The organism is Methylobacterium sp. J-070 (assembly GCF_022829385.1).
Lineage (GTDB): Bacteria > Pseudomonadota > Alphaproteobacteria > Rhizobiales > Beijerinckiaceae > Methylobacterium.
This window is the reverse complement of the sequence record NZ_JAKSXX010000201.1, coordinates 16,205-40,630: the sequence shown is the minus strand read 5'-3', so window position 1 is coordinate 40,630 and position 24,426 is coordinate 16,205. Positions and strand designations below refer to the sequence as shown.

Here is a 24,426-nt window from a genome sequence, read left to right as displayed (position 1 = left end):
GCGCGCCGCTATGGAGCGGACCCGTCGCGAGCCGCAGCCGAGATCCCATGCCGCCATCCCGCCCCGAGCCGCCGTCCGATTCGCGCGCCGGCGCGCCCTCGCGCCGGAGCCTGCTCGCCGCGGTGGCCATCGGGCTCGTGCCGGAGGCGGTCCGGGCGCAGGCTCCGGGGCCGGCGGCCGGCAGCCCCTCGGGGACCACGCCGGAACCGGCCCGGGCGCAGGCGGAGCCCGCCATCCTGTCGGCGGCGCCCGGCAAGGCGCGGTTCCGGCCGGAGCCCGCACCGGAGACACCGGTCTGGTGCTTCGACGGCAAGGCCCTGCCGCCCGAGATCCGGGTGAAGCTCGGGCAGCCGGTGCGGCTGAAGGTCGAGAACCGGACCGACAAGGCCCTGTCGCTGCACTGGCACGGGGTCCGCAACGTCAACGCCATGGACGGCGTCGGCGGGGTCACCCAGGCGCCGATCCCGCCCGGGGGCGACTTCCTCTACGCGTTCACGCCGCCGGATGCCGGCTCGTACCTGATCCGGCCGCTCACCGTCGGCGGCGCGAGCGAGCCGTCCGGCCGGGGGCTCGCCGGCATGCTGGTGGTCGAGGAGGCGACCCCGCCGGTCGTCGACGCCGATGTCAGCGTGGTGCTGCAGGATTGGCGCCTTCAGGACGACGGCAGCCTGGTGCCGTTCGGGCAGACGCCGCTCGCCGCCGCACACGGTCGGCTCGGCAATCTCGTCACGGTCAACGGCAAGCCCGTGCCGGCGACCATCGAGGCGCGCCCGGGCGCCCGTCTGCGCCTGCGCCTCGGCAATGCCTGCAACGCCCGGGCGACGCGGCTCCGGTTCGAGGGCGTGAAGGTCTACGTTGCGGCGGTCGACGGCCAGCCCACCGACACGTTCGAGCCCCTGCGGGCGACCCTCCCGTTCCCGCCCGGCACCCGCTACGACCTGATGGTCGATCTGCCGGAGCAGGAGGGCGCCGCCTGCGCGATCCAGGCCCTGGTCGGCAAGGGCCTGACCCTCGCGAGCGTCACCACCAAGGGCGCCAAGATCAGCGAGAAGCGGCCGCCGATCGGCCCGATCGGCGAGAACAAGCGCCTCCCGGCCGAGATCAAGCTCCAGAACGCCCTGCGCCGCGATGTGGTGATCACCGGTGGCGCCTTCGTGCCCAAGGATTCCGCCAAGGAGACATCGAAGGAGGCGCCGAAGGAGGGGCCGGCGCCGGATCCGGTCTATACGGGCGATCCCCAGAAGATCTGGTCGGTGAACGGCGCCAGCGGCGTCGCGGGGCTCCAGCCGATCTTCTCGGTGAAGCGCGGGCAGGTGGTGGTGCTGGCCCTGCGCAACGAGACCGCCTTCCCGCAGGCGCTGCACCTGCACGGCCATTGCTTCCGCCTGCTCCACCCCCTCGACGACGGCTGGGAGCCCTACTGGCTCGACACGTTCCAGCTCTTGGAGGGCCGGACCGCGCGGATCGGCTTCCTGGCCGACAACCCCGGTCGCTGGCTGATCAGCGCCACGGTGCTGGAGCGGTTCGATACCGGCCTCTGGACGCTGTTCGAGGTCACCTGAGGGCGGCCCCCGCGAGGTCCCGCAGCACCGCCGGCATCAGCTCCGGGATATCCTCGGCGATCAGGCCGGGGCCGTGGCGCAGGCCGGCATCCCCGTGGAGCCAGACGCCGGCGGCGGCCGCCTCGAAGGGCGGCATGCCCTGCGCCATCAGGCCGGCGATCAGGCCGCCGAGCACGTCCCCCGATCCGGCGGTGCCGAGATAGGGGCTGGCGTGGTCGTTGATCGCCGCGCGCCCGTCCGGGTCGGCGATGACCGTATCGGCGCCCTTCAGGACCACGACGGCGCCGGCCAGCCGGGCCGCCGCGCGGGCCCGGGTAACCTTGTCGGCGGACGCGTCCGTCGCCTCGGTGCCGTCGAACAGCCGGGCGAACTCGCCGGCATGCGGGGTCAGCACGGCACGTGCCGCGCCGTCCGCGATGTGCGCGGCGAGAACCGGCAACCGCCCGGAGAAGCTCGTCAGCGCGTCCGCATCCAGGACCAGACCCCGGCCGGCGGCGGCCGCCACGGCGACGCGCTCGCGGGCCGGCTCGCCGGTGCCGAGGCCGGGCCCGGCCAGGACGACGTTCAGGCGCTCGTCGGTGAGCAGATCGTCGAGGTCGTCGGCATCCTCGCAGGGCCGCAGCATGATCGCCGTGACGTGGGCGGCGTTCTCGGCCAGCGCGGCGACCGGGGAGGCGATGGTCACGAGCCCGGCGCCGACCCGGAGGGCGCCGCGGGCCGCGAGCCGGGCGGCCCCGGTCTTGGTCACCGGTCCCGACAGCACGAGGGCGTGGCCCCGGGTGTACTTGTGGCTGTCCTCGGCGAGACGGGGAAACGCGTCGGCCCACAGGTCCGGTCCGTTCCGATGGAGCGGCGGGCAGGCCGCGAGGCCGACGGCCAGGGCGTCCGGGCCGGTTCCGATCTGCGACAGGCTGAGCTGGCCGCAATGGCTCCGCCCCGGCTGCAGCAGATGCCCGGGTTTGAGCGCCACGAACGTCACGGTCTCGGCGGCCCGGATCGCGGCGCCGCGCCTGGAACCGGTGTCGCCGTCGATCCCGCTCGGCACGTCGACGGCGAGCACCGGGACGCCGCCGGCATTCACCGCCTCCACCAGCGCCCGCGCCTCCCCGTCGAGGTCGCGGGACAGCCCCGCCCCGAACAGAGCGTCGATCACGAGGTCGCACGCGGGCAGCGCGCCGGGCGCGGCCCGGTGCACGGGCCCCGCCCAGGCTTGCGCCGCACGGGCGGCATCGCCGCGCAATGCGGACGGATCTCCGAGGAGATACAGGTCGATGGCGAAGCCGGCCTCGGCCAACAGCCGCGCGGCCACGAAGCCGTCGCCGCCGTTGTTGCCGGGACCGCACAGCACGACGGCGCGGCCGTCGGCCGGCAGACGGGTGCGGGCGCGGGCCGCCACCGCGGCGCCGGCGGCCTCCATCAAGGTCGCGCCCGGCGTCCCGCCGGCGATCGCCGCGGCGTCGACCCGCCTCATCGCCGCCACCGTCAGCAACCGCATGTCCGTTCTCCGCGTCTGCCCGTGCACCGATCACGTCTGTCTAAAAAAACGCCAAAAATCGGCCAAACGCCCGAAGCTTGTGCGTGGATCGCACACCGAATGGGCAGTAAGCTCCGGCACGCCGAGAAATCGGCATGGCGGATGCGTCACGGGGATGTTAGAAATGCTAGGCACCGTAGCGCAGGCCCGAGCGGCATGAAGAAGATCGAAGCGATCATCAAGCCTTTCAAGCTCGACGAGGTGAAGGAGGCGCTCCAGGAGGTCGGTCTCCAGGGCATCACCGTCATCGAGGCGAAGGGTTTCGGCCGCCAGAAGGGCCATACGGAACTCTATCGGGGTGCCGAATACGTCGTCGACTTCCTGCCGAAGGTGAAACTGGAGATCGTGCTGTCCGACGCCCTGGTGGAGGGCGCCGTGGACGCGATCCGCAAGTCGGCCCAGACCGGCCGCATCGGCGACGGCAAGATCTTCGTCTCGACCATCGAGGAGGCGATCCGCATCCGGACCGGCGAGACCGGGACGGACGCGATCTGATCCGTGGAACCGCGGCGGCCCAGGGCCGCCCGGACGCCTCTGCCTAAGATTTCGCTCTGCACGAATGTCCGGCATCGGCGCGTTCCGCCATGGAGTGCCGCGACCCGCACCCCACATCAGCGGTAACGGCCGGCTCGATCGGTCTCCGAGACCCGATGCAGGAGGATGTGCGATGGCCGGTACGGACCCGCGCGAGACCGCCAAGATCTACGACCTGTCCGCGTTCCGGCGCGCCCGCATCCTGCCGCGGGTCGCCGCGGAAGCGAAGCCCGCGCCGGTGCCGGGTTTCGGGGGCGGCGCGTGGTATCACGAGGCCGCCATCCGCGAGGACGAGCGTCCGCGCCGGCCCTGAACCCGGGCGGTCCCGTCTCGATCTCTCCTGCGCCCCGAAGCGCCGGCGCGGAACCGCGGGACCGGAGCGAAGCCGCCTCGGGTGCGCTTCGCCGCCCGACGCGATCATCGGCCCGACCCCGGAGCGGCTTCCCCTGCCCCGGAAACGGCGAAGCCGGACCCAGGGGCCCGGCTTCGTCGATCCTCACTGGGGCGCCTGCGCCCGGTCGCGTCTCACGCGGCGGCTGCGGCCTCGGTCGGCACGGAAGAGATCGTCTTCAGCACCTGCGAGGCGATCTGGTAGGGGTCGCCCTGGGAGTTCGGGCGGCGATCCTCCAGATATCCCTTGTAGCCGTTGTTCACGAAGGAATGCGGCACGCGGATCGAGGCGCCGCGGTCGGCCACGCCGTACGAGAACTCGTGGATCGACGCGGTCTCGTGCTTGCCGGTCAGCCGCATGTGGTTGTCCGGGCCGTAGACGGCGATGTGATCCTCACGGGCGTTCTTGAACGCCTCCATGAGCTTCTCGAAATAGGCCTTGCCGCCGTGCTCGCGCATGAACGCGGTCGAGAAGTTGCAGTGCATGCCCGAGCCGTTCCAGTCGGTGTCGCCGAGCGGCTTGCAATGGTACTCAACGTCGATGCCGTAGCTCTCGCAGAGGCGCTGCAGGAGGTAGCGGGCCATCCACATCTCGTCGGCGGCCTTCTTGGACCCCTTGCCGAAGATCTGGAACTCCCACTGGCCCTTGGCCACCTCGGCGTTGATGCCCTCGTGGTTGATGCCGGCATCGAGGCAGAGGTCGAGGTGCTCCTCGACGATCTTGCGGGCGACGTCGCCGACGTTCGAGTAGCCGACGCCGGTGTAGTACGGGCCCTGCGGCGCCGGATAGCCGGCGGTCGGGAAGCCGAGCGGGCGGCCGTCCTTGTAAAGGAAATACTCCTGCTCGAAGCCGAACCAGGCACCGGCATCGTCCAGGATGGTGGCGCGCTTGTTCGACTCGTGCGGGGTCGTGCCGTCCGGCATCATCACTTCGCACATCACCAGCACGCCGTTCTTGCGGGCCGGGTCGGGGAAGTGGCGCACGGGCTTGAGCATGCAGTCGGAGCTGCCGCCCTCGGCCTGCTTCGTCGACGAACCGTCGAAGCCCCACATCGGGAGCTGCTCGAGGGTCGGGAAGCTGTCGAATTCCTTGATCTGTGTCTTACCGCGGAGATTCGGGGTCGGCGTATATCCGTCGAGCCATATGTACTCGAGCTTATATTTGGTCATTCCGGTTCTCTCGTCCGTATCGATGCGCGACCTGGGCAATCCTGAGGAGACGCAAACGGATTGCCGCCTTCGTCGACGGCCGGAGCCGCCTTCGCATGGAGCATGCCAGGAGCGGCGCGGCCCGCGGCCGACGGCGCCCCGGGCGCGGGTTTTCGCGATCACGGATGCGAGATTGCGCGGCATCGGCGTCGGATCGTCCCGCCGGCGGACGGATTCCGCCGCCCCGCGGGTGGCAAGGCGGCCCCGCGGCGGATATCAAGCCCCGCTTGCCGGCGCGGCACGACCGAGAGCGGGCGCGCCGCGAGCCGTTTCAAGCGATCCTTGGAGGATGCCCACGATGACCACTGCGGCCGAGGTTCTGAAGACCATCCGGGACAACGACGTACGCTACGTGGACTTCCGGTTCACCGACCCGCGCGGCAAGTGGCAGCACGTCACCTTCGACGTCTCCCTCATCGACGACGAGATCTTCGCCGAGGGCACGATGTTCGACGGCTCCTCGATCGCCGGCTGGAAGGCGATCAACGAGTCCGACATGCTGCTGATGCCGGACCCCTCCACCGCCACCCTCGACCCGTTCTTCTCCGCCGCGACCCTGTCGATCGTCTGCGACGTGCTGGAGCCGGCGACCGGCGAGCCCTACAGCCGCGACCCCCGCGGCACCGCCAAGCGCGCCGAGGCCTACCTGCAGCAGACCGGGATCGGCGACACGATCTATGTCGGCCCCGAGGCCGAGTTCTTCGTGTTCGACGACGTGAAGTTCGCCGCCGACCCCTACCGCACCGGCTTCGAGCTCGACTCCACCGAGCTGCCGACCAACGGCTTCACCGACTACGAGGGCGGCAACCTCGGCCATCGGGTCCAGACCAAGGGCGGCTACTTCCCGGTGCCGCCCCAGGATTCGGCGCAGGACATGCGCGGCGAGATGCTGGCGGCCATGCAATCCATGGGCGTGAAGGTCGAGAAGCACCACCACGAGGTGGCCTCGGCCCAGCACGAGCTCGGCATGAAGTTCGACCGGCTGACCACGCTCGCCGACCACATGCAGATCTACAAGTACTGCATCCACAACGTCGCGCAGAGCTACGGCAAGTCCGCGACCTTCATGCCCAAGCCGGTCTACGGCGACAACGGCTCGGGCATGCACGTGCACCAGTCGATCTGGAAGGACGGCAAGCCGCTGTTCGCCGGCGACAAGTACGCCGGTCTCAGCCAGGAATGCCTCTGGTACATCGGCGGCATCATCCGGCACGCCAAGGCGCTCAACGCCTTCACCAACCCCTCGACCAACTCGTACAAGCGGCTGGTGCCGGGCTACGAGGCGCCGGTGCTGCTCGCCTACTCGGCCCGCAACCGCTCGGCCTCCTGCCGGATCCCGTGGACCAAGAGCCCGAACGCCAAGCGCGTCGAGGTCCGCTTCCCCGACCCGATGGCCAACCCCTACCTGGCCTTCTCGGCCCTGCTGATGGCCGGCCTCGACGGCATCCGCAACAAGATCGATCCGGGCCCGGCCATGGACAAGGACCTGTACGAGCTGCCCCCGCGGGAGCTGAAGAAGATCCCGACCGTGTGCGGCTCGCTCCGCGAGGCGCTCACCAGCCTCGACAAGGACCGCACCTTCCTCAAGGAGGGCGGCGTGTTCACGGACGACCAGATCGACTCGTTCATCGAGCTGAAGATGGCCGAGGTGCTGCGCTACGAGATGACCCCGCACCCGATCGAGTTCGTGCAGTACTACTCGCTTTGAGGTGACAGGGGCCGGGCGCGATGCCCGGCCCTTTTCAGGCGGAAGGCATTGGGAGACGCCCATCGCATCGGCCCTTTGCTTATCGCCATCGAAAGATGAGACCAAACGCACGAAGCCGCGAGATTATCACAATATTATTACTGCAAATGATTTTTCGGACGAAGATTTGCGAAAATTATGGTGGTCATCAGCCGCTAAAATCGTGTTCCACGACGGCGCCGAACTGAGAGCCCTTCTCAAACGGGTGCGGGATAGACTGTGACACCCGGCCTGGGGACCGGCAGAGGATAGACCAGGCGGGTGATTGAGACGTTGATGCGCGTTGCTGCGACTCAGGAATTCATGCGCTTTCGCATTTGAGTCCGATCGTTCGAAGTGGCGGATCAATCCATGCTCACCCTGGACCACCTCGTCGTCGTCGCGCCGGAACTCGCGGAGGGCGTGGCGCATGTCCGCAACTGCCTCGGCCTCGCCATGCCGGAGGGCGGCCGCCACGAGGCGATGGGCACCCGCAACCACCTGCTGCGCCTCGGCGACGCCCTGTTCCTGGAAGTGATCGCCGTCGATCCCGAGGCGCCCGCGCCGCCCCGCGCCCGCTGGTTCGGCCTCAGCGACGCGGCACAGGTGCGGGCGGACTGGGATGCAGGCCGGCGGCTGCGCGGCTTCGTCGCCCGCACGGGCGATCTCGACGGGGTGCTCGCCGCCCAGGGCGACCTGCTCGGCGAGGCCGCCACGGTGACCCGCGGCGCCCTGTCGTGGCGTTTCGGACTGCGCCCGGACGGGGCATGGCCGGCGGACGGCGCCGCGCCCTGCGTGATGGATTGGGGGCCCGGCGGCAATCCCGCCCGGACGATGCCGGATTTCGGGGCCCGGCTCGAGACGCTCGTCCTGACGCATCCCGATCCGGACGCCGCGCGCCCGCTTCACGCCGCGCTCAAGCTGGTGGAGCCTCCGGAGGTCGTGCAGGGCGACGGCCCGCGCTGGACCGCCCGGATCACGACGCCGTCCGGCCCCCGGACGCTGACCTGACGGCCCAGCCGCCGGACGCCGGATCCTCAGCTATGCGCAAAGATGTCCACCTCGGGCCAGCCGTCGAGGTCGAGGCGGGCGCGGGTCGGCAGGAAGGCGAAGCAGGCGGCCGCGAGATCGGCGCGGCCCTCGCGGGCCAGCATGGCGTCGAGCCTGTCCCGGGCGGCGTGCAGGTAGAGCACGTCGGAGGCGGCGTAATCCTGCTGCGCCTGCGTCAGCGTCTCGGCGCCCCAGTCTGAGGATTGCTGCTGCTTGGACAGGTCGACGCCCACGAGCTCCCGGACCACGTCCTTGAGCCCGTGCCGGTCGGTGTAGGTCCGGGCCAGCTTGGAGGCGATCTTGGTGCAGTAGACCGGCCCCGGCATCACCCCGAACGCCTTGAACAGCACCGCCACGTCGAACCGGGCGAAGTGGAAGATCTTCAGGATCTCGGGATCTGCGAGAACGCGCTTGAGCACCACCGGCTCCGGCCCGTCCTGGGGGATCTGGACCACGTCCGCCGTGCCGTCGCCGGTGGAGATCTGCACCACGCAGAGCCGGTCCCGGTGCGGGTTGAGGCCGAGCGTCTCGGTGTCGATGGCCACCGCCCGGCCGGCATCGTAGTCGGCGGGCAGGTCGCCGCGGTGGAGGCGCACGATCGGGCTCGGCATATTTTTCCGTACCATAAGGGTTTTCGGCCGGTAGCATCGGCGCCAAGTGGCGGCAAGCCGGGGGCGGACGGAGGATGCGGGCATGACAGCGGCCGAGGTGATCGCGACCCTGGGGTTGAAGCCCCACCCGGAGGGCGGCCATTACCGCGAGACGTTCCGCGATCCGCGGACCGTGGACGGCCGCTCGGTCGGCACGGCGATCTACTTCCTGCTCGACATCGGCGAGGCCTCGGCCTGGCACCGGGTCGACGCCACCGAGATCTGGCACTGGCACGCCGGCGCGCCGCTGGTGATCACCACGAGCCCGAACGGGCACGACGCGGAGGCCCGGCATCTCGGGCCGGACCTCGCCGCCGGACAGCGCCCGCAATGCGTGGTCCCGGCCGGCCACTGGCAGACGGCGACCAGCCTCGGCGCCTGGACGCTGGTCGGCTGCACGGTTTCGCCGGGCTTCGATTTCTCGGGCTTCGAGATGGCACCGCCCGACTGGCGGCCGACGCCGCGGGGTTAGAGGGCCTTCGGGCCCGCCCGGGAGGCGCGCACCGCCGTCAGCGCGCCGGCGACGATCAGCAGGCAGGCGAGCGCCAGGGCCGGGCCCGGGCTGGCGTAGCCGGTCGCCACCAGGATCAGCGTCGACAGCACCGGCGCCGCGTAGGCCGCGACACCGAGCAGCCGGACGTCGCCGCGCTTGCAGCCGATATCCCAGAGGTAGAAGGCCGCCCCCACCGGCCCGATCCCGAGGAGCAGCACGGCGCCCCATTGCGCCGCATCAGCGGGCAAGACCGTCGCCTCGAAGACGACATGGCAGGCGAGGCTCAGCGCCGCGGTGACCAGGCAGAACCCGGCGACCGCGTCGGTCGGCACCGCGCCGACCCGCGCCGACAGCACCGAGTAGCCGGCCCACACGAAGGCCGCCGCCAGGGAGGCCGCGTAGCCGGGCATCGCGCCGGCGGCGAAATCGAGGTTGCCCCGGCCCACGAACAGGGCCGCGACGCCGGCGAGCCCCAGCACCGCCCCCGCGAGATGCCCGGCGCGCAGGCCGCCCGAACCCGGCAGCCGCGCGGAGAACAGCACGATCAGCAGCGGCCAGAGGTAGTTGATCAGCCCGGCCTCGGCCGGCGGCGCCAGGCGCAGGGCGCTGAAGTAGAGGGCGTGGTAGCCGAACAGGCCGCCGACCCCGAGCAGCCAGACCGGCCAGGGCTGGAACAGCGCGCGGGCGCGGCCCGGACGGGCGATCCAGGTGGCGCAGCCGCACAGGCCGCCGACCAGGAAGGTCATGGCGGCGAGCTGGAACGGCGGCACGGCACCGGACGCCGCGGTGAAGAGGGCGAGCAGCGACCACAGGAGGATCGCGCCGAAGCCCGCCAGCGTGGCGGACGCGTTCGCCGCACGGGCGGAAGAGATCGATGCGGACTCGCTCATGACCGGCCGCTATCACGCCGGCCCCGAGTCGGCGAGGCCGGGTTCACGCCCCTGTCACCGTCGCGCACTACCGGCGAAGCCGAACGGGAGAGTTGCGATGCGTGCGATCATGGCGGGGCTGGCGCTGATCCTGGCGGGAGGCCCGGGACTCGCCGGGGAGGCCGCCCAGCTCGGCCCCCGGCCGTTCTACCTCGTCGACCAGCTGAAGCCCGGCCCCCTCAAGGACAAGCTCGCCGCCTGCGGGGTCGACCGGACCTACACGCCGCGGACCTTCTCGATCTCGCATCGCGGCGCCCCGCTGATGTTCCCCGAGCACACACGGGAGGGCCTGATCGCCGCCCAGCGGATGGGCGCCGGGATCATCGAGTGCGACGTCGCCTTCACCAAGGACCGGCAGCTCGTCTGCCGCCACAGCCAGTGCGACCTGCACACCACCACCGACATCCTGGCGCGGCCATCCCTGGCGGCGAAATGCACGCAGGGCTTCGAGCCGGCCGATCCCGCCACCGGCCGCAAGGCCTCGGCCAAGTGCTGCACCAGCGACCTGACGCTGGAGGAGTTCAAGTCGCTCAACGGCAAGATGGACGCGGCCGATCCGGACGCCACGACGCTCACCGCCTACATGAACGCGACGCCGCGCTGGCGCACGGACCTCTACGCGAACACCGGCACGCTGATGTCGCACAGGGAGTACATCGCCCTGGTGAAGGGCATGGGCCGGAAGTTCACCCCCGAATTGAAGGCCCCGCAGGTCGCGATGCCGTTCGAGGGCCACTACACCCAGGACATGTACGCGCAGCAGCTGATCGACGAGTACAAGGAAGCCGGCATCCCCGCCTCCGAGGTCTATCCGCAGAGCTTCCAGCTTCGCGACATCCTGTACTGGCTGGACAAGGACCCGGATTTCGGCCGGCAGGCGATCTTCCTCGACAACCGCGACGAGACCGCCAAGGGCTTCGACCCGGAGAACCCGGCAACCTGGCAGCCCGGCATGGCGGAGCTTGCCGCCAAGCACGTCCGGATTCTGGCGCCGCCCCTGTGGATGCTGGTCCGCCCGGGCCCGGACGGCGCGATCGAACCCTCGACCTATGCCCGGGCGGCGAAGCAGGCCGGCCTCGGCCTGATCGCGTGGTCGCTGGAGCGCTCGGGGCCGCTGAAGGACGGTGGCGGATATTATTACCAGTCGATCAGGCCGGTGGTCACCGGCGACGGCGACATCCTCCGGCTGCTCGACGTGCTGCACGGGCAGGTCGGCGTCATGGGCGTCTTCTCGGACTGGCCCGCGACCACGACCTTCTACGCCAATTGCGTCGGCGCGCCGTAGGCCGGACTCAGTCGGCCCAGAGCGCGACCAGCGAGAACAGGCCGGCCATCACGGCATTGACCATGAGCAGGCAGGCGATGGTCAGGGCGAGCGTCATGACGGCCTCTTCGGCTTGAGGATTTCGAGTTGGGGGCAGACTGGCTCGGGGGCGGCTCAGAACGGCGACAGGACGTGGATGAGCGCGAACAGGTAGTCGAAGCTCAGCGGCTGCCAGCCGAGCCGGCGCCGGATCAGCGCGTAGCCTGCGCACAGCAGAAGGGTGCTGAGGACGATTGCCAGGGCGAACGCCCGGAGGTCTGCGGTGACGATCCCGATCGCGCTTCCGAAGAGGGCGACGGACACGAAGATGGCCCGGTTGGGGTGCCGGGGCCCGCGGAACCGGTCTTGGTGCGCATCGTCGAGCGGCGATGCGGCACGGCGGCGCGAAGTAGAAGTTTCGCAATCGTCGACATGATGGACACGGACGTTGCGTTCGAATCGGTCGTTCATGAGTCGAGCGGTCCCGTTCTTCTGTCGGCGGCAACAACCGCGCCGCGACGGAAGGAGATCTATACGGGATCGTTCGGAGCGTTGGTGCCTCAGAACACGCGCGCGATCGCGCGGATCGCTGGCCGCCCTATCGGCTTCTCGGCGGACGTGATGGAAGCCGCCGGGTCGGGACTTCGCCGGAATCGGACGGGCGCAGGCGCTTACACGCCCGGATGGGGCGCACCGGCCCGAGGCCCGGCGCGCCCCGGAGCGATCAGACGTAGTGCTGGCCGCCGTTGATGGTCAGCGTCGAACCGTTGACGAAGCCCGCCTCGTCGCTGGCGAGATACTCGACCGCGTGCGCGATCTCGTCGGCCTCGCCGAGGCGCCCGGTCGGGATCGTCGAGATGATCTTGTTCCGGATGTCCTCCGCCACCGCCATGACCATCTCTGTGGCGATGTAGCCGGGCGCGATCACGTTCACCGTGATGCCCTTGGACGCGCTCTCCTGCGCCAGGGCCTTGGCGAAGCCGATCACGCCGGCCTTGGCGGCGGAGTAGTTCGTCTGGCCGGCCTGCCCCTTCTGGCCGTTGATCGACGAGATGATGATGATGCGCCCGAAGCCGCGGTTGCGCATGCCCTCGATCAACGGCCGCGTGCAGGTGAACATCGAGTCGAGGTTGGTGCGGATGACCGCCTGCCACTTCTCGAAGTCCATCTTGTGGAAGGCGCCGTCGCGGGTGATGCCGGCGTTGTTGACCAGCACCTCGACCGGGCCGAGTTCGGACTCGATCGCCTTGATGCCGGCCTGGCAGCTCGCGAGATCGCCCACGTCGAACTTGAAGACCGGGATCCCGGTCTCCGCCTTGAAGGCGTTGGCCGCCTCGTCGTTGCCGGCATAATTGGCCGCGACCCGGTAGCCCTTGTCCTTCAGCCGCTTCGAGATCGCCGCGCCGATGCCGCGTGTCCCGCCCGTGACCAGGGCGACGCGTCCTTGAGCCATTGTTTCCTCCTGTTTGCATCACGTGATGCCGCGTGCGGATGGCGTCCGCACGCGAATTTTTGTGACGTTGGCTTCAACGCCAACTTGTCGAACGCGCCAGGCTTTGACGACCCGTCACGCGCGCTCGAGGCACATCGCCACGCCCATGCCGCCGCCGATGCACAGCGTGGCGAGGCCCTTCTTGGCGTCGCGCCGCTTCATCTCGTGCAGCAGGGTGACGAGGACGCGGGCGCCCGACGCGCCGATCGGGTGGCCGATGGCGATGGCGCCGCCATTGACGTTCACCTTGGCGTCGTCCCAGCCCATGTCCTTGTTCACCGCGAGCGCCTGGGCGGCGAAGGCCTCGTTGGCCTCGATCAGGTCGAGGTCGGACGGCTTCCAGCCCGCCTTCTCCAGGGCCTTGCGGGAGGCCGGGATCGGGCCGGTGCCCATCACCTTCGGGTCGACGCCCGCGGTCGCCCAGGACTTGATCCTGGCGAGCGGGGTGAGGCAGCGGCGCTCGGCCTCCGAGGCCGACATCAGCACGAGGGCGGCCGCGCCGTCGTTGAGGCCCGACGCGTTGGCGGCTGTCACCGTCCCCTCCTTGGAGAAGGCGGGCTTCAGCTTGCCCATCGCCTCCAGGGTGGCGCCGTCGCGGATGTATTCGTCCGTGTCGACCACCGTGTCGCCCTTCCGGCCGGGCACCGTGACGGCCACGATCTCCTCCTTGAACCGGCCCTCGTTGCGGGCGGCCTCGGCCTTGTTCTGCGAGCGCGTCGCGAACTGGTCCTGCTGCTCCCGGGTCAGCTGGAAGGCCTGGGCGACGTTCTCGGCGGTCTGGCCCATGTGGTAGCCGTTGAACGCGTCCCAGAGCCCGTCCTTGATCATGGTGTCGACAAGCTTGATGTCGCCCATCTTCTGGCCACCGCGCAGGTACTGCGCGTGGGGCGAGAGCGACATCGATTCCTGACCGCCCGCCACGATGATCTTGGCGTCGCCGCTGGCGATCTGCTGCATGCCGATGGCGACGGTCCGCAGCCCCGAGCCGCAGACCTGGTTGAGACCCCAGGCGGTGGCCTTCTCGGGGATGCCGGCCCTGATCGCCGCCTGCCGGGCCGGATTCTGGCCCGCGCCCGCGGTGAGGACCTGGCCGAAGATCACCTCATCGACCTCGTCGGGCGAGACCTTGGCGCGCTCGAGGGCCGCCTTGATCGCGGTGGCGCCGAGTTCGTGGGCCGGTACCGCGCCGAAGGCGCCGCCGAACGAGCCGACCGGCGTGCGCGCGGCGCCGACGATGACGATCTCTTCGCTGCCTGCCATGTGAACGTTCTCCTCTCGCGAGCCGGCGCGCCTTCCGCTGTTCGGGCGCGCTCTGATGCCGGCCTGGGGATGAAGGGCGCTGGATCGGCGAAGTCAAGGTTGCGCAACGCGGTGCGAAAAGGCCCGGATGACGTGATCGCGAGACTGAAATGGCGCAGAGCGGCCGCAATCGCCTGCATTATTCTGCGTTGAACAGTTGCAGTTTGCTGTTTTCTGCGCCCATGGAAGGCTTTAAGGATCGTGTTGCGGGCGCGAAGACGGCTCCGCCGGGCCGCACGGCGTGCCCGCAACGCCCCCCAGGTCCCGAGTTCCAGAAAGGCCGTTCCCGATGGCGGATACCGTCAAGGCTTCCCAGACCGTCATCAAGAAGTACGCCAACCGGCGCCTCTATCACACGGGCACCTCGACCTACGTGACCCTCGAGGACCTCGCCACCATGGTGCAGAACGGCGAGGACTTCGTCGTCTACGACGCGCGCACCGGTGACGACATCACCCGCTCGGTGCTGACGCAGATCATCTTCGAGCAGGAGAACAAGGCCGGCGCCGAGAACCTTCTGCCGGTGGCCTTCCTGCGCCAGCTGATCCGCTTCTACGGCGACAGCATGCGCACGATGGTGCCGAGCTTCCTGGAATTCTCGATGGCCAATTTCGCCAAGGATCAGGACGGCCTGCGCGAGAAGTTCGCCCACAGCTTCGGGCCGGCCGCGTTCCAGAACGCCATCGAGCAGCAGGTGCGCGCCAACATGAACTTCTTCGGCGACGCCATGAAGATGTTCACGGGATTCGCGCCGCCGAACGCCGGCGTGCCAGCGCCGACCGCACCGGCATCCTACGGCGGTGGCGAGCTGGACGATCTCAAGCGCCAGATGCTGGAGATGCAGCAGCGCCTGGAAGCGCTCGCAAAGAAATAAATGCCGGCCGGTGCGGCGGTAAAGAAGGTTGACGATTAGTAAACACCGGCCCCATCTTTGCAACATCGGCACGGAAACGTGCGGAGGGTGCTGCGATGGCGCGGATCGGAACAGACAGCCGTCTCGGGCCGGCACAGGTGGCGCCCGTACGGGGCGTGCCGCACGCCACCGAGCCCCAGGCGGAGACGGCGCCCACTTTGGGACGCGCGCTCGTCGTGATCGATGGGGGACGGTCAGGTAGGTCGGTCGCAGAGGCGCGCCCCGCCGCGGGACGCGCCCGCGCCGGCTTCATCGCGCAGTTGCTGACAGTCGAAGACCCGACGCTGCTCCCGTCGCGCCTGGAGCGGACGCGGATGGCCGCCGCGCGCTACGCGGATACCGCGCGCCGCCTCGCGTAAGGCTCCACGCCGCGGATACGCAGCCCCGTCGATCCGGGACCGCGCAGAAGGGTCCGCCATGCCGATTCGCCGACGGCGCCAAACTGGGCGCCCCGTGCGGCTCCGGATCCCGGGCGCGCCTCCCGCGCCCAGGAATGGCTGGGTGGTCGTCGCGCGCGGCTCAGGCCTCGGCGGACTTCACCTTGAGGACCTGACGGCCGCGATACATGCCGGTCTTCAGGTCGATGTGGTGCGGACGGCGCAGCTCGCCCGAATCCTTGTCCTCCACGTAGGTCGGCGCCTTCAGGGCGTCGGCCGAGCGGCGCATGCCGCGGCGGGAGGGGGAGGTCTTTCGCTTCGGAACGGCCATGGCAGTGATCCTTCGTGACGCCGCGGACAAAGCGGCGCGCGGGCGGCTCCTCGATCGAGGATCGCCTCGCACACCGCGGGATACGGATGAGGGCGGGCTTATAGCGCCGGGGCCGGCTCGTGGCTAGAGGCGCCGGACCACAACCGTTAAGCGCGGGTTCAAGCTGGAAGCCCCAGTTCTGGCGGGACGGTGCCGCGGAGCGGGCCGCATCCACGGGAGTAACGCCATGGCTTCCCCCACCAAGACCCTCGCCCTCCTCGCCCTGCTGACGAGCCTCGTGGCGGCCCCCGCGCTGGCCCAGGCGCCCGCCCCGCAGGCGCCCAGCGCGGCGACGCCCGCGGCGCCAGCGAGGCCCACCGCGCCGAGCGCCCCGGTCGCCGGACCGCCGAACGCCGCCAAGGGCGCGCTCATCGATCTCAACAGCGCCAGCGCGGCGGATCTCGACGCGCTCCCGGGCATCGGTGCGGCCCGGGCGGCGGCGATCATCAAGGGCCGTCCCTATCGCGGAAAGGACGAGCTGGTCTCCAAGAAGATCATCCCGGCCAACGTGTACGACGGCATCAAGGACAAGGTCATCGCCAAGCAGAAATAGCCGCCTATTCGGCGATCGCCCCCTGGGGCAGGGAGAACCCGGGGGGTGTCTTCTCGGCCGCCTTCGGGGGCGGCCGCCGGGCGGGGGCCTTCTTTCGGGCCTCCGCCTTGGGCGCCTTCACGGCGGGGGGCGGCTCGCAGGCTTTGAACGCGAGCTGCGCCAGCGGGGTACCGTCCTCGCTCACGATGGCGATGGGATCGGGCAGCGTCGGCAAGGCCGCTTCCCAGCGGATCGGACCGCCCAGCATGGCCTCGATCGCCGCCGGCGCGCTGCCGCGCCGCAGCGTCGTGAAATCCGGCCCGTAGGCGGTCGCGGCCTTGCCGGCCAACACGACCTGCAGCACCTCGTTGAGTTCGGGCGTGAGGGGTCGGAGCGGGTTCGTCGTGCGGATCTGCCCGGCCCGGATGATCACCATCCTGAAGCCCTTGGCGCTCTCGAACCGGGCCGCCTGGGCCCCGCAGGGCTGCTCGAGCACCGGGCCGGCCGCCGGCATCTGCGGCGGCGTCGGAGCCGCCCCGGCGGGCGGCGGGGCGGCCGGCGGCGCCGGCGCGGCCTGGATCGGGGGCTGCGGGGCCGCCGTGCCCGGGGCGGCCAACCCCGGCGGGACGCCCGCCGATCCGGCCAGAATCAGCGCCGACGCGATTCGGACCCGCGCCCTCACGACCCTGACCTCGACCGATCGCGCTCGGGCGCGTTTCCTCGATTCCGCCCGCCGAGCACTCTGATCGGTTCCAATTCGGTCGCTTCCAGGTCGAGCACGTGCGGATCGAGCACCTGCGCCGCGCGGTCGATGGGGCTCCGGCGCGCGTCGACATCGCCGATGACGAGGTGTTCGTCCTCGGCGTCGAGGTCGGCGTCGAGGCGGAGCGGCGCGCGCCGGCCCCGTGCCGCCATCGCGGCGACCGACACCACGGCGACGGCGAAGACCAGTACCGCCAGGATGATCAGCAGGCGCTCCATGCTGCGTGAAGCTCTAACCCGCGCGGAGGGCCGCCGTCACCCCATCGGGCACCCCGTCGCGCGCGGAACGCTCCTTGCGTGGTGCGATGGACCGGATAGACGCGGGTGGGCCGGAAGCGGGATCGATCGATGCAGCACGAGCCGAGTCGCGAACCCGACGAGCTGGAGGGCCATCTCCTCGGCCTGATCGAGGCGGCGCGGGAGCAGGCCCGGGAGGATCCGTTCCGCAATCCGGTGCTGGCCGTGACCCTGGCGATCACGCGGCACTTCGACCGGAACGAGATCACGGTCGACGACCTCGACGGGCTGTTCGCGCGGCTGCGTGCCGCCGCCCTGGAGGCCCGGGCGTCGCGGCTTCGCGCCTATGTCGGTCTGGAAGCCGGCCCGTCCGATCCGCAAGCCGGCATTCCGGCGCGTCTCGTGGCGGCCGTGCCGGACGGTCCCGAGAATTTCGCGGCCTTCGCGACCTCCCTGAACCGCACGGCCTTCGCGGTGGTGTTCACCGCCCATCCGACCTTCGGCATGCCCCGGGCCGTGGCGAGCCTCCTCGCCGAGGCGGCCAGCCTCCCCGATGGCGGGGCGCGCACCGAACTGATCGCCCGCGCCGCCGCGTTCTCGACGCGGCCGGACGCGCCGATCACGCTGGACGTCGAATTCGAGCAGGCCTGCGCGGCGGCCAACAACGGGCGGCTGGCGCTGGACGCCTTCAACGGCGCCCTGCTGCACGCCGCCCGCGCCCGCTGGCCGGACCGGTGGACCGAGCTGACGCCTCGCCCCTTCGCCATCGCCAGCTGGGTCGGCTGCGACACGGATGGGCGGACCGATATCGGATGGTGGGACACCCTGCGCTACCGGCTGATCTCGAAGCGCATGCAGTTCGACCGGGTGATGCGCGAGTTGCCCGAGGGCGCCGCCTGCCGGGACGTCCGCGGGCTGGCCGAGGGCGCGCTGGCGGCGGTGAACCGGCAGCTCGCGGTCGCGCCGCGCCTCGGCGAGCACCCGTCCCTCGAAGCCGTGCACCGGTTCGCCCTGGCGCTGATCATCGAGCGGGAGCGGGCCCAGACCGATGCGGGCGCCCTGATCGCGGGGCTCACCGCGGCGCTGGAGGCCGACGGAGACGAGGCCGACCGGCACAGGATCGCCGTGCTGCGCGCCGGCGTCGCCACCCACGGCCTGTCGAACGCCCTGCCGCACTTCCGGCTGAACGCCAGCCAGATCCACAACGCGGTCCGCCGGGTGATCGATCTGGAGGGCGAGCCCACCGACGCGGCCCGGCGCCGCTCGCACCTCGCCACGATCCACGCGCTTCTGAACGACGTCCGCCCGGTGGCGGTGGATTTCGGCGCGCTCGCCGCCGAGCGCGCCTCGGCCGCCCGGCTGATGATGACCATCGCCCAGATCCTCAAGCACGTGGACGGCACCCATCCGGTGCGCTTCCTGATCGCCGAGACCGAGACCGGCTACACGCTGCTGTCCGCCCTCTGGCTGGCGCGCCACTACGGCATCGCCGACAAGCTGGAGATCACGCCGCTATTCGAGACGGCGAGCGCGCTGGAGCAGGGCATCCGGGTGCTCGACGACGCCCTGCGCAACCCGCACTGGCGCCAGTACCTGAAGCGCATCGGCCGGCTGACCGTGCAGTTCGGCTACTCGGATTCGGGCCGCTACGTCGGACAGCTCGCCGCGACCTTCTGGATCGAGCGGCTGCGGCTGCGCATCACCGAGATGCTGGTCCAGAACGGCTTGGCCGACATCGAGCTGGCGATCTTCGACACGCACGGCGAGTCGATCGGGCGCGGCGCCCATCCGACCTCGCTGCGCGACCGCCTCGCCTACCTGGCCCCCGAGGACGCCCGGGACCGGGCCCGCAAGGCCGGCATCAAGGTCCGGCTCGAATCGAGCTTCCAGGGCACCGACGGCTACCTTCTCTACGGCACCGAAGCCCTGGCGGCCGCGAGCATCGCCCGCATCGCCGAGCACGTCTACGCGCTGGACGTCGCCGAGGACGACACGTTCTCGGACTATGCCCTCAACGATCGTCCGGAGGGGGCCGCGGCCGGGGACGACCCGATCTACTCCGAGGCGGACTTCGCCCTGGAATTCTTCACCGCGGCGCGCCAGGACATGGAGGCGCTGGTCGACGATCCGGGCTACGCCGCGCTGCTCGGGACCTTCGGCCCGAACCTGATCGACCGGACCGGCTCGCGGCCCGTGGCCCGCCAGACCGACAATGGCGGCCCGGTCCGGATCACCCATCCGCGCCAGATGCGGGCGATCCCCAATAACGCGATCCTCCACCAGCTCGGATTCCTGGCGAATTCGCTGCACGGGATCGGCCGCGCCGCCCAGCGCGGGCCCGACCTGTTCCGCGACATGCGCCGGGACTCGGTGCGCTTCTCCCGCGCCTTCCGGCTGGTGCAGCACGCGGCGTCGGTGGGGGATCTCGACGTTCTGCGCGCCTACATCGACACCCTCGACCCGGCCGTGTGGCTGGAGCGGGCGCGCCGCACGCAGAAGGATTTCCGCCGGGACGAGCTCGTGGTGATCTCCGGGGCGCTGGAGCGGCTCGACCTCGCCTCGGCGCTCAGAAGCCTGTTCGGCCGGCTGACCCGGGACTGGCTCGCCCTGACGGCCGCCGCCCCGGACCTGCCCGCCATGTCGGCGCGGCTGACGCTGCTGCATGCCCTGCGGCTGGCACTGATCCACCGGATCTGGTTCCTGGCGGTGCACATCCCGGGCTTCCGGCCGCAGGCGGGCATCTCCCGCGAGCAGTTGCTGGAGCGCTTCCTGCGCCTCGACATCGACGGCTGCCTGAAGCTCCTGGACGAGATCTTCCCGGTCACCCCGGACCCGACGCTGGGCCTGAACTTCGGCGAGACGGCGGGGCCCCGGGACGTCGGCACCTACGAGGCCGAGCACGCCAACCTGTTCCAGCCGATCCGCCGGATGTTCGATCAGGTGCGCGAGATCTCCGGGATGATCCAGCACGAGGTCGGGGCGTTCGGGTAGGCCGAGGATACCGACGGGCGGGGGTCCGTACGCCCGGCTCGGCCGCCCAGCCGGCGCCGCTTTGGGATCCCCGGCGGGTCCGCGTCCGAGGGGCAGCGCACGCGGCGGACGTTGCCGTGCCCGCGCTCCCGACCCGATCGGGACATCCGTCGGCGTGACACCGAAGAACCGGGGGTGCGTGTAACCCTTCGACCCCGACATTCGAACCAGGGGGAGTTTCGGCACCGCCCATAGGCTGCACCGCCGATCTGCGCCACCGCCCATGGGCCCCGGATGGAGACACGCGCCGATGATGAGCCGTCGGGACCTGCATCGCGCGCTCGCAGCCGCCGCCGCATCGGCGATGCTGCCCGCAGCCGCGTCCGGCCAGGAGCCGCCCGGGGCACGCAACGTCGTGCTGGTGCACGGGCTCTTCGCCGACGGGTCGTGCTGGTCGGAGGTGATCCCGCGATTGCAGGCCGCGGGCCTGAACGTCACCTCGGTGCAGAACCCCCTGACCACCCTGGAGGAGGCGGTCGCCTCGGCGCGGCGCGTGCTGGCCCGGCAGGAGGGGCCGACCGTCCTCGTCGGACATTCCTTCTCCGGCATGATCGTCACGGAGGCCGGCGTCGACCCGAACGTCTCGGCGCTGGTCTACGTCGCAGCCCGGGCGCCGGATGCCGGCGAGGACTACGCGGCGCTCGCCAGGACCTACCCGACGCCGCCGGCCTCGGCGGGGATCGTGTTCGACGCGGACGAGGGGCGTCTGAGCGAGGCGGCGTTCCTGAAGGACTTCGCCGGCGACCTGCCGGCGGAGAGGGCCAGGGTGCTGTTCGCGGTCCAGCAGCCCTTCCACCGTGCCCTGCTGGCGGGAAAGATCGGTCAGGCGGCGTGGCGGTCGAAGCCGAGCTACTACGCGGTCTCGACCGAGGACCGCACCATCGACCCGGATCTCGAACGCTTCATGGCCAAGCGGATGAACGCCAGGACGATCGAGCTGAAGGCGAGCCACTTATCCCTGATCTCGCACCCTCGGGAGATCGCAGACCTCATCCTTGAGGCTGCCGGCTATCCGCCCGGCCCTCGCGACTGAGCGGCGGCCTGCGCCAACCGCGGAAACCGAACGGGACGCCCCGACGCGCCTCGGCCTGCCCCGCAGGGGCCGCAAGCCGACGCTCGCGAGCCTGTCCGGCAACCTCCGCTGCCGCCGCCTCAAACCGCCTCCACCCGCAGCACCGTGCCGGCAAGCCCTACCACCCGCACCCGTCCGCCCGCCGGCAGGTCCGGCCCGCTGACCCGCCACAGCGTGTCGTCGAACCGGATGCGTCCCGAACCCTGCACGATCGGCTCCTCCAGCAGGCCCTCGCGTCCGATCAGCCCGCGGTCGGCCCGGTTGAGCCCCGTCCCCGGCGGACCGCCGCGCCGGTGCAGGCGGGTCGCGAGCCCGACCAGGGCGACCGCGAGCGCTGCGAACAGCAGGGTCTGGCCCTGCCAGGGCACCGGAAGGGCCGCCGTCGCGAGCCCGGTGGCGAGGGCCGCCAGACCCAGCCAGATCAGGAACATGCCCGGCACCAGGATCTCGGCGCCCGCCAGCACCAGGCCGGCGATGACCCAGCTCCAGGCGGCCCCGAGGGCCTCGATCGTCCCGGCCATGGATGCCAGCGTCACCGGCGTCAGGTCCGCGGCCGGGCGACGTCGGGCGGCGGTCCTGCCCGCCGCGGCGGCGCACCGTCGCCGAACACCGCGCGGGTGAGCTCACCGATGCCGCCGAGCGTCCCGGCCAGCGCCGCCGCCTCGATCGGCACCACCACCACCCGCTGGTTCGGCGCGGTCGCCAGCGCGCGCACCGCATCGACGTACTTTTCCGCCACCAGGAAATTTGCCGCCGCGATGTCGCCCTCGGCGATCGCCCGGCTGACCATCCCGGTCGCCGCCGCCTCGGCCTCGGCGGAACGCTCGCGGGCCTCCGCGTCGCGGAACGCGGCCTCGCGGCGGCCCTCCGCCTCCAGGATCGCCGATTGCTTGCGCCCCTCCGCCCGCAGGATCTCGGCGGCGCGCTGCCCTTCGGCCTCCAGGATCGAGGCGCGCTTCTCGCGCTCGGCCTTCATCTGGCGCGCCATGGCGCCGGCGAGATCGGCCGGGAGCACGATGTCCTTGATCTCGATCCGGTTGATCTTGACGCCCCAGGGCGAGGCCGCCGCGTCCATCACCCGGAGCAGCCGCTCGTTGATCTCGTCGCGGTGCGCCAGCAACTGGTCGAGGTCCATCCCGCCGACGACGGTGCGGATGTTGGTCATGGTCAGGGTCGTGGCGGCCAGATCCAGCTTCGAGACTTCGTAGGAGGCGCGCGCCGCGTCGAGCACCTGGTAGAACACCACCGCGTCGATGGTCACCCCGGCATTGTCGCGGGTGAAGGCCTGCTGGCTCGGGACGTCGATCACCTGCTCCATCACGTTGACCCGCCGGCCGACGCGCTCGACGAACGGGGTGATCAGGCCGAGACCGGCCTCCAGGCTGCGGGCATAGCGGCCGAAGCGCTCCACCGTGTAGACGTAACCCTGAGGGACGATCTTCACGCCGGCCGCCAGAGTGATGATGACGAGCGCCGCGACGCCCACCGCGAACACGCTCAGGCCGAACGGAAGACCCATCGACGCCCCCTCCCTGCCCGCCCTGCGGGCGGAGACGGCGGAGCGTAACAGCTCGTGGCGGCCGCCGCGACCGAGCCGACCGGCCCCGTGTGAACGGCGGTCCACCGATGTCGATCATGTTGGGTTCAGGCCGCCGGCCCTAGAAATCCGACCAGCGCCGCATCTCCCGTCGCGCCAGTTCCGGGAACGCAACGCTTGTTGAAGAAACAATCGGCATGATAACCGCTAGCTTCGCCGCGGAAAGAAGTCCTTTCTCGCCGCTGCGGGCGGTAGATATCCCCATCCAACCGGATTCGGTGCGCGCGTGAAGATCGCCGTCCTCGCACATCTGAAATACCCGATCGGCCAGCCCTACGCCGGCGGCCTGGAGATGCACACGCATCTCCTCACCGTCGCGCTCAGGCGGCGCGGGCACGATGTGACGCTGTTCGCCAGCCGCGGCTCGGACCCCGCGCTCGATCCCGTGATGCTCTGCGAACCCACCGGCGATGCCCTCCTGGATCCGGAGCACGAGGAGGCGATCGACCGGGCCGAGGAAAACGCCTATCGGCGGATGATGGAGATGATCGCGGCCGGCGGCTTCGACCTCGTCCACAACAATTCCCTGCACGCCCTGCCGCTACGCGAGAGCGCCCGGCTCGGCCTGCCCTGGATCACGGTCCTGCACACGCCGCCCTTCGAGTCCCTCGTCGCCGGCGTCGTGCAGGCCGATCCCGACATGGCGTTCCTGGCGGTCTCGCCATCGCTCGCCCAGGAATGGGCCCGGCTCGTTCCCGGCGCGCAGGTGATCGACAACGGCGTCGACCTCTCGACCTTCGCGTTCTCGGAGCAGACCGACGCTCCACCCTTCGCCTTCTGGTCCGGCCGGATCGTGCCCGAGAAGGGGCTGCACCTCGCCATCGACGCCGCACGGGCCGCCGGGCTGCCGCTGACCTTCGCGGGACCCATCCTCAATCCGAGCTACTGGGCCGCCGAGATCGCGCCCCGGCTCGGGCCGGACCTGACCCATCTCGGCCACCTCCCGCACCGGGATCTCGCCCATCATATCGGCCGTGCCCGCGTGGCGATCGTCTCGCCGCGCTGGGAGGAGCCCTTTGGCCTGGTCGTGGCCGAGGCGCTCGCCTGCGGCACGCCGGTGGCCGCCTTCCGCCGGGGCGCCATGCCCGACATCCTCGACGCGTCCTGCGGTCGGCTTGCCCGTCCGGACGATCCGCAGGATCTGGCGATCGCGATCCGCGAGGCCGCCGGCCTGTCGCGCCGGGCCTGCCGCGACCGGGCCGAGGCGCTCTACGACGCGACCGCCATGACCGATCGCTACCTGGAAGCCTACGATGCCGTGATCGCGCGCTGCTCCGAGCGGGCGCAGCCCGCCCTGCGCGTCGCCGGGAGACGGGGCTGAACGGCCCGGTCTCGTCCCGGAGGGACGCGGGTGGCAGCAGCGGC

At 70.8% G+C, this 24,426-nt stretch carries 25 protein-coding genes; 13 read left to right on the top strand and 12 right to left on the bottom strand.

What is annotated here, in order from left to right; all coding sequences use genetic code 11:
- Positions 1–47 precede the first annotated feature (47 nt).
- Positions 48–1,562 (top strand): multicopper oxidase family protein, encoded by a 1,515-nt coding sequence (locus tag MKL01_RS21230; protein ID WP_243907170.1) that lies wholly within the window; start codon positions 48–50, stop codon positions 1,560–1,562.
- Here the strand turns inward: MKL01_RS21230 and MKL01_RS21225 are convergent.
- On the bottom strand, positions 1,555–3,057 hold the full coding sequence (locus MKL01_RS21225) for an NAD(P)H-hydrate dehydratase (RefSeq protein WP_243907169.1): 1,503 nt from the start codon (positions 3,055–3,057) through the stop codon (positions 1,555–1,557). The two genes, MKL01_RS21230 and MKL01_RS21225, sit on opposite strands and share 8 nt — an antisense overlap.
- A 195-nt stretch (positions 3,058–3,252) precedes the next feature.
- Here MKL01_RS21225 and MKL01_RS21220 point away from each other — a divergent pair, with 195 nt between their 5' ends.
- Together MKL01_RS21220 and MKL01_RS21215 are read left to right on the top strand one after the other, a co-directional pair.
- Complete coding sequence (locus MKL01_RS21220) at positions 3,253–3,591, top strand: P-II family nitrogen regulator (RefSeq protein ID WP_238289880.1); 339 nt, start codon at positions 3,253–3,255, stop codon at positions 3,589–3,591.
- A gap of 172 nt (positions 3,592–3,763) precedes the next feature.
- Entirely contained in the window at positions 3,764–3,943 is a 180-nt protein-coding gene (locus MKL01_RS21215) for a DUF2735 domain-containing protein (protein ID WP_243907168.1), read from the top strand.
- Positions 3,944–4,155: 212 nt separating this feature from the next.
- Here MKL01_RS21215 and MKL01_RS21210 read toward each other — a convergent pair whose 3' ends face one another.
- Entirely contained in the window at positions 4,156–5,190 is a 1,035-nt protein-coding gene (locus MKL01_RS21210) for a glutamine synthetase beta-grasp domain-containing protein (protein ID WP_243907167.1), read from the bottom strand.
- A gap of 337 nt (positions 5,191–5,527) precedes the next feature.
- Between MKL01_RS21210 and glnA the strand changes: the two genes are divergently transcribed.
- Both glnA and MKL01_RS21200 read left to right on the top strand, forming a co-directional pair.
- Positions 5,528–6,937, top strand: a complete 1,410-nt coding sequence (gene glnA / locus MKL01_RS21205; protein ID WP_243907166.1) for a type I glutamate--ammonia ligase — start codon at positions 5,528–5,530, stop codon at positions 6,935–6,937.
- A 390-nt stretch (positions 6,938–7,327) separates the two neighbouring features.
- On the top strand, positions 7,328–7,966 hold the full coding sequence (locus MKL01_RS21200) for a VOC family protein (RefSeq protein WP_243907165.1): 639 nt from the start codon (positions 7,328–7,330) through the stop codon (positions 7,964–7,966).
- A 26-nt stretch (positions 7,967–7,992) separates the two neighbouring features.
- Here MKL01_RS21200 and MKL01_RS21195 read toward each other — a convergent pair whose 3' ends face one another.
- Positions 7,993–8,616 (bottom strand): ribonuclease D, encoded by a 624-nt coding sequence (locus MKL01_RS21195; protein WP_243907164.1) that lies wholly within the window; start codon positions 8,614–8,616, stop codon positions 7,993–7,995.
- Between the two features lie 82 nt (positions 8,617–8,698).
- Here MKL01_RS21195 and MKL01_RS21190 point away from each other — a divergent pair, with 82 nt between their 5' ends.
- Positions 8,699–9,127, top strand: coding sequence for a cupin domain-containing protein (locus MKL01_RS21190; RefSeq protein ID WP_243907163.1), 429 nt, complete (start codon positions 8,699–8,701; stop codon positions 9,125–9,127).
- On the opposite strand, the gene MKL01_RS21185 is transcribed toward MKL01_RS21190, so the two are convergent.
- Positions 9,124–10,038 carry a DMT family transporter gene (locus MKL01_RS21185; RefSeq protein WP_243907162.1) on the bottom strand — a complete coding sequence of 305 codons (915 nt, stop codon included), beginning with the start codon at positions 10,036–10,038 and terminating at the stop codon, positions 9,124–9,126. The genes MKL01_RS21190 and MKL01_RS21185 overlap by 4 nt on opposite strands.
- A 97-nt stretch (positions 10,039–10,135) precedes the next feature.
- Between MKL01_RS21185 and MKL01_RS21180 the strand changes: the two genes are divergently transcribed.
- On the top strand, positions 10,136–11,362 hold the full coding sequence (locus tag MKL01_RS21180) for a glycerophosphodiester phosphodiesterase family protein (RefSeq protein WP_243907161.1): 1,227 nt from the start codon (positions 10,136–10,138) through the stop codon (positions 11,360–11,362).
- A gap of 153 nt (positions 11,363–11,515) precedes the next feature.
- Here the strand turns inward: MKL01_RS21180 and MKL01_RS21175 are convergent, their stop codons facing one another.
- From MKL01_RS21175 to MKL01_RS21165, 3 genes are all read right to left on the bottom strand, one after another.
- Positions 11,516–11,851, bottom strand: coding sequence for a hypothetical protein (locus tag MKL01_RS21175; RefSeq protein ID WP_243907160.1), 336 nt, complete (start codon positions 11,849–11,851; stop codon positions 11,516–11,518).
- Positions 11,852–12,104: 253 nt separating this feature from the next.
- Positions 12,105–12,833, bottom strand: coding sequence for an acetoacetyl-CoA reductase (phbB, locus tag MKL01_RS21170; protein ID WP_243907159.1), 729 nt, complete (start codon positions 12,831–12,833; stop codon positions 12,105–12,107).
- 114 nt (positions 12,834–12,947) lie between these two features.
- Positions 12,948–14,132: an acetyl-CoA C-acetyltransferase gene (locus MKL01_RS21165; protein ID WP_243907158.1), complete on the bottom strand. Its 1,185-nt coding sequence runs from the start codon at positions 14,130–14,132 to the stop codon at positions 12,948–12,950.
- Positions 14,133–14,460: 328 nt separating this feature from the next.
- Between MKL01_RS21165 and phaR the strand changes: the two genes are divergently transcribed.
- Positions 14,461–15,045, top strand: a complete 585-nt coding sequence (gene phaR / locus MKL01_RS21160; protein ID WP_243907157.1) for a polyhydroxyalkanoate synthesis repressor PhaR — start codon at positions 14,461–14,463, stop codon at positions 15,043–15,045.
- Between the two features lie 95 nt (positions 15,046–15,140).
- Positions 15,141–15,443, top strand: coding sequence for a hypothetical protein (locus tag MKL01_RS21155; RefSeq protein ID WP_243907156.1), 303 nt, complete (start codon positions 15,141–15,143; stop codon positions 15,441–15,443).
- Between the two features lie 160 nt (positions 15,444–15,603).
- Here the strand turns inward: MKL01_RS21155 and rpmF are convergent, their stop codons facing one another.
- Entirely contained in the window at positions 15,604–15,792 is a 189-nt protein-coding gene (gene rpmF, locus MKL01_RS21150; protein WP_003601373.1) for a 50S ribosomal protein L32, read from the bottom strand.
- Between the two features lie 226 nt (positions 15,793–16,018).
- On the opposite strand from rpmF, the gene MKL01_RS21145 reads away from it, so the two are divergent.
- The gene (locus tag MKL01_RS21145; RefSeq protein ID WP_243907155.1) at positions 16,019–16,384 is read left to right on the top strand and encodes a helix-hairpin-helix domain-containing protein; all 366 of its coding nucleotides are present in this window, start codon (positions 16,019–16,021) and stop codon (positions 16,382–16,384) included.
- A gap of 4 nt (positions 16,385–16,388) precedes the next feature.
- Here the strand turns inward: MKL01_RS21145 and MKL01_RS21140 are convergent, their stop codons facing one another.
- Both MKL01_RS21140 and MKL01_RS21135 read right to left on the bottom strand, forming a co-directional pair.
- Positions 16,389–17,045: a hypothetical protein gene (locus MKL01_RS21140; protein WP_243907154.1), complete on the bottom strand. Its 657-nt coding sequence runs from the start codon at positions 17,043–17,045 to the stop codon at positions 16,389–16,391.
- Positions 17,042–17,344: a hypothetical protein gene (locus MKL01_RS21135; protein WP_243907153.1), complete on the bottom strand. Its 303-nt coding sequence runs from the start codon at positions 17,342–17,344 to the stop codon at positions 17,042–17,044. Before MKL01_RS21135 ends, MKL01_RS21140 begins: the two co-directional genes overlap by 4 nt.
- A gap of 129 nt (positions 17,345–17,473) precedes the next feature.
- Between MKL01_RS21135 and MKL01_RS21130 the strand changes: the two genes are divergently transcribed.
- Positions 17,474–20,353 (top strand): phosphoenolpyruvate carboxylase, encoded by a 2,880-nt coding sequence (locus MKL01_RS21130; RefSeq protein ID WP_243907152.1) that lies wholly within the window; start codon positions 17,474–17,476, stop codon positions 20,351–20,353.
- A gap of 289 nt (positions 20,354–20,642) precedes the next feature.
- Positions 20,643–21,425, top strand: coding sequence for an alpha/beta fold hydrolase (locus tag MKL01_RS21125; RefSeq protein WP_243907151.1), 783 nt, complete (start codon positions 20,643–20,645; stop codon positions 21,423–21,425).
- 119 nt (positions 21,426–21,544) lie between these two features.
- Here the strand turns inward: MKL01_RS21125 and MKL01_RS21120 are convergent, their stop codons facing one another.
- Both MKL01_RS21120 and MKL01_RS21115 read right to left on the bottom strand, forming a co-directional pair.
- On the bottom strand, positions 21,545–22,000 hold the full coding sequence (locus MKL01_RS21120) for an NfeD family protein (RefSeq protein ID WP_243907150.1): 456 nt from the start codon (positions 21,998–22,000) through the stop codon (positions 21,545–21,547).
- Positions 22,001–22,005: 5 nt separating this feature from the next.
- Positions 22,006–22,983 carry an SPFH domain-containing protein gene (locus MKL01_RS21115; RefSeq protein WP_243907149.1) on the bottom strand — a complete coding sequence of 326 codons (978 nt, stop codon included), beginning with the start codon at positions 22,981–22,983 and terminating at the stop codon, positions 22,006–22,008.
- Positions 22,984–23,287: 304 nt separating this feature from the next.
- On the opposite strand from MKL01_RS21115, the gene MKL01_RS21110 reads away from it, so the two are divergent.
- Positions 23,288–24,382, top strand: a complete 1,095-nt coding sequence (locus tag MKL01_RS21110) for a glycosyltransferase family 4 protein (protein ID WP_243907148.1) — start codon at positions 23,288–23,290, stop codon at positions 24,380–24,382.
- The last annotated feature ends 44 nt before the right edge of the window (positions 24,383–24,426 follow it).

Coding starts and splice junctions, on each gene's coding strand:
- MKL01_RS21225 (WP_243907169.1), bottom strand. CDS start 3,057: ATGCGGTTGCTGACGGTGGCGGCGATGAGGCGGGTCGACGCCGCGGCG.
- MKL01_RS21195 (WP_243907164.1), bottom strand. CDS start 8,616: ATGCCGAGCCCGATCGTGCGCCTCCACCGCGGCGACCTGCCCGCCGAC.
- MKL01_RS21135 (WP_243907153.1), bottom strand. CDS start 17,344: ATGGAGCGCCTGCTGATCATCCTGGCGGTACTGGTCTTCGCCGTCGCC.
- MKL01_RS21190 (WP_243907163.1), top strand. CDS start 8,699: ATGACAGCGGCCGAGGTGATCGCGACCCTGGGGTTGAAGCCCCACCCG.
- phbB (WP_243907159.1), bottom strand. CDS start 12,833: ATGGCTCAAGGACGCGTCGCCCTGGTCACGGGCGGGACACGCGGCATC.
- rpmF (WP_003601373.1), bottom strand. CDS start 15,792: ATGGCCGTTCCGAAGCGAAAGACCTCCCCCTCCCGCCGCGGCATGCGC.
- glnA (WP_243907166.1), top strand. CDS start 5,528: ATGACCACTGCGGCCGAGGTTCTGAAGACCATCCGGGACAACGACGTA.
- MKL01_RS21125 (WP_243907151.1), top strand. CDS start 20,643: ATGATGAGCCGTCGGGACCTGCATCGCGCGCTCGCAGCCGCCGCCGCA.
- MKL01_RS21200 (WP_243907165.1), top strand. CDS start 7,328: ATGCTCACCCTGGACCACCTCGTCGTCGTCGCGCCGGAACTCGCGGAG.
- MKL01_RS21155 (WP_243907156.1), top strand. CDS start 15,141: ATGGCGCGGATCGGAACAGACAGCCGTCTCGGGCCGGCACAGGTGGCG.
- MKL01_RS21185 (WP_243907162.1), bottom strand. CDS start 10,038: ATGAGCGAGTCCGCATCGATCTCTTCCGCCCGTGCGGCGAACGCGTCC.
- MKL01_RS21180 (WP_243907161.1), top strand. CDS start 10,136: ATGCGTGCGATCATGGCGGGGCTGGCGCTGATCCTGGCGGGAGGCCCG.
- MKL01_RS21220 (WP_238289880.1), top strand. CDS start 3,253: ATGAAGAAGATCGAAGCGATCATCAAGCCTTTCAAGCTCGACGAGGTG.
- MKL01_RS21115 (WP_243907149.1), bottom strand. CDS start 22,983: ATGGGTCTTCCGTTCGGCCTGAGCGTGTTCGCGGTGGGCGTCGCGGCG.
- MKL01_RS21215 (WP_243907168.1), top strand. CDS start 3,764: ATGGCCGGTACGGACCCGCGCGAGACCGCCAAGATCTACGACCTGTCC.
- MKL01_RS21165 (WP_243907158.1), bottom strand. CDS start 14,132: ATGGCAGGCAGCGAAGAGATCGTCATCGTCGGCGCCGCGCGCACGCCG.
- MKL01_RS21175 (WP_243907160.1), bottom strand. CDS start 11,851: ATGAACGACCGATTCGAACGCAACGTCCGTGTCCATCATGTCGACGAT.
- MKL01_RS21210 (WP_243907167.1), bottom strand. CDS start 5,190: ATGACCAAATATAAGCTCGAGTACATATGGCTCGACGGATATACGCCG.
- MKL01_RS21130 (WP_243907152.1), top strand. CDS start 17,474: ATGCAGCACGAGCCGAGTCGCGAACCCGACGAGCTGGAGGGCCATCTC.
- MKL01_RS21230 (WP_243907170.1), top strand. CDS start 48: ATGCCGCCATCCCGCCCCGAGCCGCCGTCCGATTCGCGCGCCGGCGCG.
- phaR (WP_243907157.1), top strand. CDS start 14,461: ATGGCGGATACCGTCAAGGCTTCCCAGACCGTCATCAAGAAGTACGCC.
- MKL01_RS21145 (WP_243907155.1), top strand. CDS start 16,019: ATGGCTTCCCCCACCAAGACCCTCGCCCTCCTCGCCCTGCTGACGAGC.